This is a genomic window from Zobellia sp. 1_MG-2023, from assembly GCF_030549125.1.
Classification (GTDB): Bacteria; Bacteroidota; Bacteroidia; order Flavobacteriales; family Flavobacteriaceae; genus Zobellia; species Zobellia russellii.
This window is the reverse complement of the sequence record NZ_JAUOSY010000005.1, coordinates 220,799-236,567: the sequence shown is the minus strand read 5'-3', so window position 1 is coordinate 236,567 and position 15,769 is coordinate 220,799. Positions and strand designations below refer to the sequence as shown.

Below are 15,769 nucleotides of genomic sequence, written 5' to 3'. Positions count from 1 at the left end.
TACTAGTTTCTATTGCTTCCTATTCGCAGCGGAACCTAGCTACCCGAAAGCTGCAATTTCAGCCATTGGTTTCTTCCCCCAAGCATTTCCATCATTCAAAAAACAACCGCACATGAACAAAATTATAGTAATGACCGCGGCAATCGTTACTCTTGCTTCGGCAGAAACCATTGCACAGGTAGATGGCAACTATTTATTGGGACTTACCAATGCAACAACATTAGAAATGAATGCTGGAATAAACCCAGTGGTAGGCTCTCTTTTGTACAATACCGATGAAGAGAAAATGTATTTGAACACGGCTTCGGGATTTAAAAAAATACCATCAATAGATACCAATTCTATTGATTTTTGGGGTGCTACCGGAAATACGGGCTCAAATACCGCAACCCACTTTTTGGGTACTACAGACCTTCAGGATTTTTTAATAAAAACAGATAATTCAGAAAGAATAAGGATAGGAGCAACGGGTAACATTGGTATCAACAACACTACTCCCAGTGCCCAGCTTGATATAGAAAGTACAGCAGTGCCACTTAGAATTCAGCCTAGTGCCTCTACCCCTACCGGGACCGAAAGCGGTCAAATTTTTATGGGTGATGATGGAATCCTTTACACCTATGATGCTATTAGAATGAAATGGCTAAGTATTGACCGAACCATGATCGGGTGGGGTATGAACAGTGCCACAACCACAAATACGTACTTAAGACAGTTTAATGGCGCAAGTTCAGATAATACCGGGTGGCGTATGCTTAGAAATGGTACAATAACCGGAATTTCGGCACAAACCAATGCCGCTAACACATGGACTCTGGAAATTAGAAAAAATGATGGGGCTATTCCTATAACGGCCCTTGTAATTACCGCTGCCGATGGCAACCAAGATGCAACTTTAAACGTTGATTTTAACGAAGGTGAGTTTTTACAGGCGTATTGTAACGGAATTGCCGTAGAGTACCCAGAAACATTAATTGAAATAGCTTGGAGAAAGTAATTGAATAACAATGAAAAAGCATCTAATCTTCCTTGGCACCTTTGCCGTTAGTATGTGCAGTCTCCAAGTGATTGCGCAGGACTCATTTCATAATTTCGGAAACATGAAAATGCATGAAAATGCGCAGATTGGTTTCTATCAGGATTTGATAAATGATGGTTCTTTTGACGAAAACAAGGGATTAGCCGGATTTTACAATGAAGACGTAGCTTATATTAGTGGTGCTTTTAGGCCTGTGTTTGAAGATTTAGAAATTGTTGTAGACAATGACCTTGTTCTAGAAGTTGGTATTGGTGTTACCAATAATAGCAACTTTATTTCGGGAGATTTGGTTACCCCTAGATATTCGGTAGACACAAATATAGAGTACATTAACAATTCCTTTTATAATGGCGAAACCGACTTTACAAAAGTGGATGGGTATGCTTCCGTAAAAAATAAAAAGGATTTTGTTTTTCCAATTGGCCATTTTGACAAATTAAGGCCGCTAAAACTAGCTTCGGACCAAATTAACGAAAATGCCAAGTCGGCTTATTTTTATGAAGACCCTAATAGTTCCTCTACCTTTCGCACGTCTTTTTACACTGAAAATAGAACGGATATACTTATAGCGATTAGCCATCATGAATTTTGGGATTTAGATACGAATACACCATCTAAAGTAACCCTAGGATGGGATACAGCCAGTAATTTACCTAGTTTCCTTGATGCCATAGAAAACCTGAGAGTAGTAGGTTGGCATACCGAAAGAAATATATGGGAAGATTTAGGAAACACGGGGTTGGATGGTGATTTTGACAAAGGTGAAATAACCTCGGATGTGTTTACTCCGGACGATTATACCGTTATTACTTTTGGCGGCAGTCTTAGCATGCAAAGTGTAGATTTGGGCAATTATCTATTGACCCCTAATGGGGATGGCAATGCCGATTTTTTTGTTCTGAAAGCTGTTTCAATATCGCCTAATAACAAACTTACCGTTTTTAACAGGTGGGGACGTGCCGTCTACGAGGCCACCAACTATGACAATACCTTTGAAGGCACCGCTAATGTTAATGGAGTTTATAATACTGCCAAAAAATTACCTGCTGGTGTTTATTTTTATACTATAGATTTAAAGGATATTGGACTTAAGCACCAAGGCTTTATATACATAAACCAAGAATAACTTTTCCTTGCGCATATAAAATCAGAATTCAGCTTAGTTCGGGTAATTGGATACCTTTATGATATGAGGGATAACTATAACCTGCTTGGAAATTTATACTAACCCTCCCATTCATTGCCCCTACCCTATTAACAGAACCCGAGCTATCCATTCTTCTCGCTTCATATGAGTTCTTCTCATGGAATAGTTGCATCGCAAGTATATTTTTTAATACCCTTTCCTGTTCCTCAAGAAATACAAATCTAGTTGAAATAACAAACCAAGAGCCTTTATACAATTCCAATTCCCTGCTTAATTCTATAAGCATTAACACCTGTGTTCAGGTAAAAAATAACCCCTCAAGCTTAGCCAGAGGGGTTACTTATTTCAGTGTGGTTTTTCTTATCGATTAATATATAGATATCCGGATAAACTTTGATTATTATCACCGGCTACGTATTCAATTATATAGAAGTACACGCCTACCGGAAGCTCATCATTCGCCCTGATGGTTATCCTGCCTGTAGACCTACCCATAAAGACATTGGCCTCATTGTCGTATCCGTCTATCTCAAACACTTTAATACCCCATCGGTTAAAGATCTTGACCGTATTCTGTGGATAACTCTCTATGTTTTCAATAAGGAACCTACCTTCATTGAGCTCTGGAGTTACCAAGTCATTCTCTACCGAAATACCACAGACTGCAGTCTCTGGCGGAGTACCCCCTTTAGAACTACATGCGTTTAATGGGTCCGTACTATCCAAAACTTCCTGACCATCCAAAATTGTATCTTCATCGGTATCAGCAATATTAGGATCCGTTCCTCTAATTTCTTCCTCGGCATTGGTAAGTCCATCGCTATCACAATCCGAACTATCTAGAGGTGTACCATCAATTGAATCACAATCATCCAACGGATTAGTTGCATCCAATACTTCTTGACCATCATTAATACCGTCACCATCAGAATCCGGGTTATTAGGATCCGTTCCTAAATCATCTTCCTCATCATTGGTAAGTCCATCATTATCTGGATCATTATCTACAACATCAACCATATAAGACTTGGTTTCGTTTACCGAAGTGCTGTTACCTGCGGTATCCAAAGAGGTAAGGCTTACTTCAATTGAAGTATCATTATCTGCTACCAAATCACTTCCAGGAACATCAATACTAAAGTTTCCAAGAGCATCTACCGTGCCTGAATAGGTGTTCCCATTGACAACTATGGTTACCGGCTCATTCTCATTAAAATCTCCACTTACCGTTCCTGTTATTGGAATATCAGAACCTGCTTCAGCAGCATTAATACTATTATCGCTTGTAATATCATCAACGGTCACTGTTACAACAGGTGCTGTTACATCTACACTATATGTTTTTGTTTCTGTGGATGTGCCTGTATTTCCATTAATATCAGTTGTAGAAATACTGCCGTCTACAGTGCTATCACCATCCGCAGCCAAAGCACTACCAGGAATGTTGATACTAAAGTCACCTGAAGCATCTACAGTTCCGGTATAATCCGTACCGTCTACAGTTAAAGTCACCGTATCCCCAGCATTAAAGTCACCTGCAACCGTTCCTGTTACCGCTACGTCTGCTCCTGCTTCTGCCGCGTTCAATACATTATCAGCAGTAACATCATCAATCACTAATACTGGAGCAGGGTTTACCAAATCTACAGTATACGTTTTTGTGTCAGTAACTGTAGCACTGTTACCGGCTCCATCCGCTGTTACAAAACTTCCGTCGACCGTGGTATCACCATCAGCGGCCAATGCGCTGCCCGGGATATCGATGCTATAATCACCCAAGGCATCCACCGTTCCCGTATAGTCCGTACCGTCAACCGTTAAGGTGACCGTATCGCCCGTATTGAAATCTCCAGTAACAGTTCCTGTTACCGCAACATCTGCACCCGCCTCGGTGGCGTTCAGTATGTTGTCCGCCGTGATATCATCTATTGAAAGTACAGGAGCAGGACTTACCGTATCTACCGTATATGTTTTGTTATCGGTTACCGTTGCACTGTTGCCCGCTACATCCGTTGTTACAAAACTTCCGTCAACCGTAGTATCACCATCAGCAGCCAAGGCACTTCCCGGGATATCGATGCTATAACCACCCAAGGCATCTACCGTTCCCGTATAGTCCGTACCGTCAACCGTTAAGGTTACCGTATCTCCTGTATTGAAATCTCCAGTAACAGTTCCTGTTACGGCAACATCAGCGCCAGCTTCTGCCGCATTCAGTATGTTGTCCGCTGTAATATCATCTATTGAAAGTACAGGAGCAGGACTTACCGTATCTACCGTATAGGTTTTGTTATCGGTTACCGTTGCACTGTTGCCCGCTACATCCGTTGTTACAAAACTTCCGTCAACCGTAGTATCGCCATCAGCGGCCAATGCGCTACCCGGGATATCGATGCTATAATCACCCAAGGCATCCACCGTTCCTGTATAGTCCGTACCGTCAACCGTTAAGGTGACCGTATCGCCCGTATTGAAATCTCCAGTAACAGTTCCTGTTACCGCAACATCTGCACCCGCCTCGGTGGCGTTCAGTATGTTGTCCGCTGTAATATCATCGATAGCTAACATTGGTACCGGAGCGACAGCATCATGTTGAATATCCCTGGTTCCCTGTACTGCGGGATTACCTCCTAAATCACTTACATCTGCTGTGATAGTTTCATTAGTTCCCAATGCTTGGGTATCCAATGCAGATATATCCAATGTCCATACATTTCCTGCAACGGTAGAGAAATAATTTTGTCCATTCAAGGTCACCGTTACAATCTGTCCGTCTTCTACATTCGAGGTAGTCCCTGATATTGTTACTGGACTGTCATCTTCCGTATCATTTATAATATCATCCCCGGCCACAACATCTATGGAGATTACAGGCGATGTGGTATCTACCGAGTATACTTGCGTGTCGGTTGCGGTTCCTACATTACCTGCGGTATCCGTTGTCGTTACACTTCCATCTACCGTCGTATCACCATCGGCAGCCAATTCACTACCTGGAATTGCTATACTATAAGCGCCTACGCCATCTACAGTTCCCGTGTAATCGGTACCATTGACCGTTAAGGTTACCGTGTCCCCTGTGTTGAAGTCGCCACTTACCGTTCCGGTTACATCTATATTGGTAGCAGCCTCTGCTGCATTCAATACATTATCTGCCGTGATATCATCGATTGCCAGTACAGGGACCGGGGCGGTCGTATCTACCGAGTATACTTGCGTATCCGTTACCGTTGCGCTGTTTCCGGCGGCATCCGTAGTGGTCACACTTCCATCGACAGTCGTATCGCCATCGGCAGCCAGTTCACTGCCTGGGATTGCTATCGTGTAAGCTCCTGCGCCATCTACGGTTCCCGTGTAATCGGTACCGTTGACTGCTAGCGTTACCGTATCCCCGGAGTTGAAGTCGCCACTTACCGTTCCGGTTACATCTATATTGGTAGCAGCCTCTGCTGCATTCAATACATTATCGGCCGTGATATCATCGATCGCCAGTACAGGGACTGGGGCCGTGGTATCTACCGAGTATACTTGCGTGTCGGTTGCGGTTCCCACATTACCATTGGTATCCGTTGTCGTCACACTTCCGTCTACCGTCGTATCACCATCAGCAGCCAGTTCACTACCTGCGATTGCTATACTATATGCACCGGCGCCATCTACGGTTCCCGTGTAATCAGTACCGTTTACTGTTAGGGTTACAGTGTCCCCTGTGGTGAAGTCGCCACTTACGCTTCCGGTTACATTAACGTTTCCTCCTGCTTCCGTAGCATTCAATACATTATCTGCAGTGATATCATCGATCGCCAGTACAGGGACCGGGGCGGTCGTATCTACCGAATATACTTGGGTGTCGGTTGCGGTACCGATGTTTCCATTGGTATCTGTGGTAGTCACACTTCCATCGACAGTCGTATCGCCATCGGCAGCCAGTTCACTGCCTGGGATTGCTATCGTGTAAGCTCCTGCACCATCTACGGTTCCCGTATAATCGGTACTGTTTACTGTTAGCGTTACCGTATCTCCTGTGGTGAAGTCGCCACTTACTGTTCCGGTTACATTAACGTTTCCTCCTGCTTCGGTCGCATTCAATACATTATCGGCCGTGATATCATCGATCGCCAGTACAGGGACCGGGGCGGTCGTATCTACCGAGTATACTTGGCTGTCCGTTACGGTTCCTACATTGCCTGCGGTATCCGTTGTCGTTGCACTTCCATCTACCGTCGTATCACCATCGGCAGCCAGTTCACTACCTGGGATTGCTATCGTATAAGCTCCTGCGCCATCTACAGTTCCCGTGTAATCGTTACCATTGACCGTTAAGGTTACCGTATCCCCGGAGTTGAAGTCGCCACTTACGGTTCCGGTTACATTGACGTTCCCTCCTGCTTCCGCAGCGTTCAATACATTATCGGCCGTGATATCATCGATAGCCAGTACAGGGACTGGAGCTGTGGTATCTACCGAGTATACTTGGGTGTCCGTTGCTGTTCCAACATTTCCATTGATATCTGTGGTACTTACACTGCCATCGACCGTCGTATCGCCATCGGCAGCCAGTTCACTGCCTGGGATTGCTATCGTATAAGCGCCTGCGCCATCTACGGTTCCCGTATAATCGGTTCCGTTTACTGTTAGAGTTACCGTGTCACCGGAGTTGAAATCGCCACTTACCGTTCCGGTTACGTTGACGTTTCCTCCTGCTTCGGTAGCGTTCAATACATTGTCCGCGGTGATATCATCGATCGCCAGTACAGGGACTGGGGCTGTGGTATCTACAGAATATACTTGCGTATCCGTTGCGGTTCCAACGTTTCCATTGATATCTGTGGTACTTACACTGCCATCGACCGTCGTATCGCCATCGGCAGCCAGTTCACTGCCTGGTATTGCTATCGTATAAGCGCCTGCGCCATCTACGGTTCCCGTATAATCGGTACCGTTTACGGTTAAGGTTACCGTGTCTCCAGAGTTGAAGTCCCCACTTACGGTTCCAGTTACATTGACGTTTCCTCCTGCTTCCGTAGCATTCAATACATTATCGGCCGTGATATCATCGATCGCCAGTACAGGGACCGGGGCGGTCGTATCTACCGAGTATACTTGGGTATCCGTTGCGGTTCCTACATTACCTGCGGTATCCGTTGTCGTTACACTTCCATCTACCGTCGTATCACCATCGGCAGCCAGTTCACTACCTGGAATTGCTATACTATATGCGCCTGCACCATCTACAGTTCCCGTGTAATCGGTACCGTTTACTGTTAGCGTTACCGTATCTCCCGAGTTGAAATCGCCACTTACCGTTCCGGTTACATCAACATTTCCTCCTGCTTCGGTAGCATTCAATACATTGTCTGCGGTGATATCATCAATAGCCAGTACAGGGACTGGAGCTGTGGTATCTACCGAGTATACTTGGGTATCCGTTGCTGTTCCTACATTACCATTGATATCGGTGGTTGTGACACTTCCATCGACCGTCGTATCGCCATCGGCAGCCAGTTCACTGCCTGGAATTGCTATACTATATGCACCTGCGCCATCTACGGTTCCCGTGTAATCGGTACCGTTTACTGTTAGCGTTACCGTATCTCCGGAGTTGAAGTCCCCACTTACAGTTCCGGTTACATCTATATTGGTAGCAGCCTCTGCTGCATTCAATACATTATCGGCCGTGATATCATCGATCGCCAGTACAGGGACCGGGGCGGTCGTATCTACCGAGTATACTTGGCTGTCCGTTGCGGTTCCTACATTACCATTGGTATCTGTGGTAGTCACACTTCCATCTACCGTCGTATCACCATCGGCAGCCAGTTCACTACCTGGAATTGCTATACTATATGCGCCTGCGCCATCTACGGTTCCCGTATAATCGGTACCGTTTACTGTTAGCGTTACCGTATCTCCGGAGTTGAAGTCACCACTTACCGTTCCAGTTACATCTATATTGGTAGCAGCCTCTGCTGCATTCAATACATTATCTGCAGTGATATCATCGATCGCCAGTACAGGGACCGGGGCGGTCGTATCTACCGAGTATACTTGCGTATCGGTTGCGGTTCCTACATTACCTGCGGTATCCGTTGTGCTCACACTTCCATCTACCGTCGTATCACCATCGGCAGCCAGTTCACTACCTGGGATAGAAATACTATATGCGCCTGCGCCATCTACGGTTCCCGTATAATCGTTACCGTTGACCGTTAAGGTTACCGTGTCCCCTGAGTTGAAGTCACCACTTACGGTTCCGGTTACATCTATATTGGTAGCAGCCTCTGCTGCATTCAATACATTATCGGCCGTGATATCATCGATCGCCAGTACAGGGACCGGGGCAGTCGTATCTACAGAATATACTTGCGTATCCGTTGCTGTTCCGATGTTTCCATTGATATCTGTGGTACTTACACTTCCATCGACAGTCGTATCGCCATCGGCAGCCAATTCACTGCCTGGGATTGCTATACTATAAGCGCCTGCGCCATCTACAGTTCCCGTATAATCGGTGCCGTTTACTGTTAAGGTTACCGTATCTCCGGAGTTGAAGTCTCCACTTACTGTTCCGGTTACATCTATATTGGTAGCAGCTTCTGCTGCATTCAACACATTGTCTGCGGTGATATCATCAATGGCCAGTACTGGGACTGGGGCTGTGGTATCTACACTATACACTTGCGTATCTGTTGCGGTTCCTACATTACCTGCGGTATCGGTAGTACTCACACTTCCATCTACCGTCGTATCTCCATCGGCAGCCAATTCACTGCCTGGGATAGAAATACTATATGCGCCTGCGCCATCTACGGTTCCCGTATAATCGGTACCGTTGACCGTTAAGGTTACCGTATCTCCGGAGTTGAAGTCACCACTTACCGTTCCAGTTACATCTATATTGGTAGCAGCCTCTGCTGCATTCAATACATTATCGGCCGTGATATCATCGATATCCAGTACAGGGACCGGGGCGGTCGTATCTACAGCATATACTTGCGTGTCGGTTGCAGTACCTACATTACCTGCGGTATCCGTTGTCGTTACACTTCCATCTACCGTCGTATCACCATCGGCAGCCAATTCACTACCTGGGATTGCTATACTATAAGCGCCTGCGCCATCTACGGTTCCCGTATAATCGGTACCGTTTACGGTTAAGGTTACCGTATCCCCGGAGTTGAAGTCGCCACTTACCGTTCCGGTTACGTTGACGTTCCCTCCTGCTTCCGTAGCATTCAATACATTATCAGCAGTAACATCATCAATCACTAATACTGGAGCAGGGTTTACCAAATCTACAGTATACGTTTTTGTGTCAGTAACTGTAGCACTGTTACCGGCTCCATCCGTTGTTACAAAACTTCCTTCAACCGTAGTATCACCATCAGCGGCCAAGGCACTTCCCGGGATATCGATGCTATAATCACCCAAGGCATCCACCGTTCCCGTATAGTCCGTACCGTCAACCGTTAAGGTCACCGTATCCCCAGCATTAAAGTCACTTGAAACCGTTCCTGTTACGGCAACATCAGCGCCAGCTTCTGCGGCATTCAGTATGTTGTCCGCGGTAATATCTTCTATCTCTAAAACTGGTACCGGTAATGTGGTATCTACAGCGTATACCTGTGTATCCGTTGCAGTTCCTACATTACCTGCGGTATCCATTGTCGTTACACTTCCATCTACCGTCGTATCACCATCGGCGGCCAGTTCACTACCTGGGATAAAAATATTATATGCGCCTGCGCCATCTACGGTTCCCGTGTAATCAGTGCTGTTGACCGTTAAGGTGACCGTATCTCCGGAGTTGAAGTCGCCACTTACCGTTCCGGTTACGTTGACGTTTCCTCCTGCTTCCGCTGCGTTCAATATGTTGTCCGCGGTAATATCTTCTATCTCTAAAACTGGTACCGGTAATGTGATATCTACAGCGTATACCTGTGTATCCGTTGCCGTTCCTGTATTCCCTGCGGTATCCGTAGTACTCACACTTCCATCTACCGTCGTATCACCATCGGCAGCCAAGGCACTTCCCGGGATATCGATGCTATAATCACCCAAGGCATCCACCGTTCCCGTATAGTCCGTACCGTCAACCGTTAAGGTGACCGTATCGCCCGTATTGAAATCTCCAGTAACAGTTCCTGTTACCGCAACATCTGCACCCGCCTCTGCTGCATTCAATACATTGTCCGCGGTGATATCATCGATTGCCAGTACAGGGACCGGGGCGGTCGTATCTACCGAGTATACTTGCGTGTCGGTTACTGTTCCTACATTACCTGCGGTATCCGTTGTCGTTACACTTCCATCTACCGTAGTATCACCATCAGCGGCCAAGGCACTTCCCGGGATATCGATGTTATAATCACCCAAGGCATCCACCGTTCCCGTATAGTCCGTACCGTCAACCGTTAAGGTGACCGTATCGCCCGTATTGAAATCTCCAGTAACAGTTCCTGTTACCGCAACATCTGCACCCGCCTCTGCTGCATTCAATACATTATCGGCCGTGATATCATCGATCGCCAGTACAGGGACTGGAAGTGTAGCAATATGCTGAATATCCCTAGTTGCTTGAACAGCAGCAGTCCCCAAACTGTTGGTAACATCTGCCGTTATAGTTTCCGTAGCACCTAATGCTTGTGCATCTACAGCAGGAATATTCAAAGTCCATGTATTACTGGAAACCGTAGTGGTATACGTTTCTCCATTTAAAATAACTGTTACCGTCTGTCCATCTTCAACATTGGTGCTTGTTCCGCTAATAGTTACCGGACTATCATCTTCTGTTGCATTGATGATATCATCTCCAGCCACTACATTAATTGCGATTGTTGGTGTTGGTACTACCGTTACGTTTACCGTTGCCGTATCCGAATCATTGTTGGCATCCGTAATCGTATAGGTAAAGGAGTCTGGTCCACTATACCCAGCTGCAGGTGTATACAATACCGTATCATCTGTTGGGTCTAATGGCGTACTATTAGTATTAATAGAAACCGTTCCTCCATTTGTTGATGAAGCGCTTGGAAGTGTAATTGCACCAGCATTTGGTCCATCTCCACCAAAATCATCAGGGCCATTACCATTATTTGCCAATACATTTAAACTATTGTTGTTCGAATCTTGTGCTACTGAAATAGCATCATCTTGAGCAATTGGCAAACTATTTACGCCAACATTTACAGTAACTGTTGCTATATCGCAATTTGAAGGATTTGCGGCATCACAAATTTGATAGTTTACCATGTATGATCCCGTACCCGTGTTATTCGCTACATCTACAGAACCATCTCCATTTACCGTTAAAGGTCCGTTTGTAACCGGAGTTATGGTAACACTTGCAGGCGTGAGAATTACACCATTAAACTCATCGTTATCCAATACATTTAAAACGTCGTTTACTCCAGTAAATCCTTCAACAGCAGTTATACCTGCCGAATCGTCAATAGCATCTACATTGTTTATAACTGTTAACTTAGCTTGTGCCTCTTCTGGACAAGAATTATTTGCACTACTAACCAAAACCTTATAGATATTCCCATCCATGATGAGGGTAACATCTGAAATAGTTAAACTAGAATTAGTTGCTCCTGAAATGTTAGAAAACGTAGATCCAGAATTGGTGCTTACCTGCCATTGGTACGTTGGACTAGCATTTACATCATAGGTTGGTGTTCCCGAAGTATATGCCGAAGCATCTAAAACTGAAGCTGCTACAGTAAATGTGGCATCGTCACCAACTCGCTCTTCTTGGTCTGTTGGTGCTGTATCAATAGTTGTTTCTGATGCCGTTGTCACTCCGTTTGTAGTACCTGTATATGCCGTTGTAGCACCAGTTACTTGGCCGTTTGCATCGTACCCAGAACCATCTACTTCACCGTCGTTATCCTCGTCTAAATGCCCCGCTTCTACAGCATCATTACAACCATCGTTATCGCTGTCTATATCCACATTGTCCGTAAGGTCATCATCATCCGTATCTAAACAACCGATTGGCACAAAAGCAAATCCCTCATTTCTAGTCAAAACACTAGAGACCGTATGATAATCAACGTTAAAAGGATAAGTAGCTCCATCAAGATTTAAATCTATATACCATTGTGAATCTCTTACAGCGCTACCTCCTGTGTCATAATCTAAAACGGTGCCTGAAGTAATGATTGCTCCGTGGGCATAATTTAAGATTTCATTTAATGGGTCATTAAGAACGGCTACATTTCCCCCTGGCCATGTAAGTGTAATTTCTTTTGTGGCATTTTGAGCGCCATATGTAGAACTTGGAGCGTTGTTTCCTATTCGCAGAGAGAGTAGTTCTCCATTTTGAGCTTCATTTAAGGTGAGTGTCATATCAAAAACACTACCTGGGTTTATTGACCCTTCGTCCCAAATAACTAAAAGACCGTCTGTAACTCCACTAGTAAAAACATTAAGTTCTACAGGTTCTGGCGAACCTAATGAAATTTCTACTTGGGAAGGGGATGTTAGGGAAAAATTCGTGTTCATGACACCTGCTTCATATAAACCGGAAATTGTATTCGTTCCTTCTCCAGATATACCAGTAGCCAACAAAGGAACCCCGCATTCATTAGCATCTAAAATACCATCATTATCATCATCTAAATCACAGAAATCACCTATTGTATCACCATCACTGTCTACATAAGAAGGGTGAGAAGGGTCACATTCACTACACTCATCTGCTTGTTGCGAGTTGTCTATTGCCGTTCCAATAGCCTGTGAAGTACCTCCTGGAAGACCAGCGCCATCTACAGTAGTCGTTAATCTATACTGAGCATCCAAATCTGCATAATCATAATTTGCCGCACCTTCAAGGGCATCTGGACATCCATCGCCATCACTATCGTTATCTAAATGATTAGGAGTTCCATCAGAATCTGTATCCAAGACTTGAAGCAATAAATCGGGATTGGATGGGCTTGAGTAAATATTGTAGGTACATGGGTCAAAATTAATTGAGAAAAGACGATTTACATTAGAGGTAGGGTTTGCTCCTATTCTCAATTTAAACTGGCTTCTGTCAAAATACCTAGCAGTAACCATAACATTGGTTGCATTTACGTCTATGCCTGTAGCCGCATCTAGAGACCCCTTGAATAATTTACCATAAGAAGTATTATAAATAGTAAGATCACTGGGATTTTCTACAGTTTGAACTGAAGCTCCATCAACATCTAACTCGACAAATTCTCGTCCTCCAACTCCATCTCCATCAACATCTATAGCTGTCAAATAGAATTGGGATATTTTAGTTGGGGTAGATGACCCCGTTAAAACAAATTGAAAATCGAATTCAACCAAGGAACTTTCAGTTTCCAATATGGGCTGAAAATTGGCTGTATTGGTTGCATCATCATCAATAGTAGTTATTCCCGGATTTGGTGTTGAGGATACAATGGTAACTAATGCGTCTACACCCGTAGTAACCGATGCAAATCTATATACTGCCCCTGAGGTCAAATCAGTTCCACTTTCTAATGATGGTGAACTAAATGACAAGGCGGGGTAAGCATTACATACCTGAGATTGCATCTCATCTGTATCCAAAATACCATCATTATCATCATCTTCATCACAGTAATCTCCAATCAAATCTCCATCGCTATCGACATATAAAGGATTAGAACTATCACACTCACTACATGCTGCAGATTGCTGCAATTCATCTTGAGATGTACCTACACCCTGTGAAGTCCCTCCTGGAATACCATTACTATCTGATGTGGCATTTAAAGTAAAATCTTCATTTAAATCATTATAATCATAATTTGAGTTACCTTCAATTGCATCCGGACAGCCGTCATCATCACTATCTAAATCTAAATAGTTAGGTATGCCGTCATTATCATCATCAATCTGCTTACAGGCAAATACGATCATTTCAATGCCATCTGCGGTACCTGATGTGGTTGATGCGGATGGAAAGGTTAAAGTAAAAGTGCTAACCGTTCCCTGAATTTCCATACTACCTGCAGCCGTACCGTCTATATCATTCTGGGTAGATTCCGGGCTATACCCATTAGCCTGAATACCCGCAGTTGATCCCGCACCACCATCACTTGCTGTTGTAGAAGTCGCCAAAAAATCATCGGTACCTGCCAATTCTACCCAAGTTAATCCGTTTTGCAAAGTAATTCTTGCCGAATTTTGAACATTATCCGCCGAGCCACCGATTCTATCAAAATGTATAATTGGGTTAGACACTTGTACAGGGTTTCCAGAACCATCCTCAAAACTTACAGTAACACTTTCCCCGAACAAAAAATCACATTGAATAGAGGAATCCCCTGCTAAATCTTCCGACCAAAACCCAGTTCCTCCAGGGTTAAAATTTCCTAGAGCAAAACCGTTTGTTGCCGCAGTGGTCATTCTAACTATTACCCCATTTCCATAATCATAGGTAACATTGTCAATAAAGCCTCCCCATGTACCTGATTGAATTGGAGTGCAAATACCTTCATCCGTATCTAAAATACCATCATTGTCATTGTCCAAATCATCTGCATTGGCTATACCATCCCCATCCAAATCTTCTGGAGTTCCCCCTGCAATAGTCCACGGTGAGAACTCAGCAACACCAGAAACACTAACTTTATTGCTGGCGAAATCAGAGGAACTAGCGCCTTTAGGTTCCCACTTATTTACTGTAGTATCATATCTATAGGAAGAAAGATTATTCTCTCCGTTACTAGGTACTTCTGCATCTGCATAAGAAAAAGTAAGGTTGGCAACCCCGGTTCCGGTTTTATCTAACTGCCAAAATCTATTAACCGAATTCCCGGATAAACTTTGATCATTAGTATCTACAATACTTGTTACATTTTCGGGTTGCGTAGGATATGGAGTCATATCCAGCCCCGTAGGATAAGTAGATACCGTAATTTCCCCTAAATTACCTGTGGCCCTTTCTACGGTTAAAGGAATACGTTCACCAGCAGCAGTACCAAAAGGAATGGTATAAGCGCCACCGGTACCGGAAGTTTGCCAAAGTACTTTACTTTGGTTCAATACATCTTCACTAATAATGTATCCTTCATCTGAAATAAGTGCCCCTATGAGTGAATTTGTAATCTGTAAAGTATTGGAATTTAAGTCTAGTCCCGAATTGTTAAGATCTATAACCCCTAAGTTCGTACCTGAAACCGAACCTCCTACAATGGTGTTCACCTCTAATGAAGCCTTATTTACTTCTAGAATTAAATTATAAAAAAGGGTTGTGGTTGTTCCGCCAACGGTAGTAACATCTGTAGTTTTGGTAAGGGTTACCGTTCCTTCGGAATCTGTTGTAAAAACTTGACTTGTACTATTGTTATTCAACCAGTTGCCGTCTACACTTATTGCAGATTCATTTTTTATTTCAGCATCTCCTGAAATTTGCAAATCTCCTTTATCTACGCGAATGCTTGCTCCTGAGGTTATTGAAATATTGGCTCCTGAAATAGTTAAGCCGCCCTGCGCAGATAGAGCAAAACAGTTTAAGATTAAAAGCAATCCAAATAAATGGTTGGTTCTCATACTAATGTGGTTATTTGTGAAAAGGGAAAATAATTTAGATAGTA

Annotated in this window: 3 protein-coding genes; 2 read left to right on the top strand and 1 reads right to left on the bottom strand. The window is 44.1% G+C overall.

The genetic code is table 11. The features are described from left to right. The first annotated feature begins 112 nt into the window (after positions 1 to 112). Together Q4597_RS12665 and Q4597_RS12660 are read left to right on the top strand one after the other, a co-directional pair. Positions 113 to 997 (top strand): hypothetical protein, encoded by an 885-nt coding sequence (locus tag Q4597_RS12665; RefSeq protein WP_303406469.1) that lies wholly within the window; start codon positions 113 to 115, stop codon positions 995 to 997. A 10-nt stretch (positions 998 to 1,007) separates the two neighbouring features. Continuing rightward, complete coding sequence (locus Q4597_RS12660; RefSeq protein ID WP_303406468.1) at positions 1,008 to 2,165, top strand: gliding motility-associated C-terminal domain-containing protein; 1,158 nt, start codon at positions 1,008 to 1,010, stop codon at positions 2,163 to 2,165. Positions 2,166 to 2,546: 381 nt separating this feature from the next. Here Q4597_RS12660 and Q4597_RS12655 read toward each other — a convergent pair whose 3' ends face one another. Continuing rightward, entirely contained in the window at positions 2,547 to 15,725 is a 13,179-nt protein-coding gene (locus Q4597_RS12655; protein WP_303406467.1) for an Ig-like domain-containing protein, read from the bottom strand. Positions 15,726 to 15,769 lie beyond the last annotated feature (44 nt).

Coding starts and splice junctions, on each gene's coding strand:
- Q4597_RS12655 (WP_303406467.1), bottom strand. CDS start 15,725: ATGAGAACCAACCATTTATTTGGATTGCTTTTAATCTTAAACTGTTTT.
- Q4597_RS12660 (WP_303406468.1), top strand. CDS start 1,008: ATGAAAAAGCATCTAATCTTCCTTGGCACCTTTGCCGTTAGTATGTGC.
- Q4597_RS12665 (WP_303406469.1), top strand. CDS start 113: ATGAACAAAATTATAGTAATGACCGCGGCAATCGTTACTCTTGCTTCG.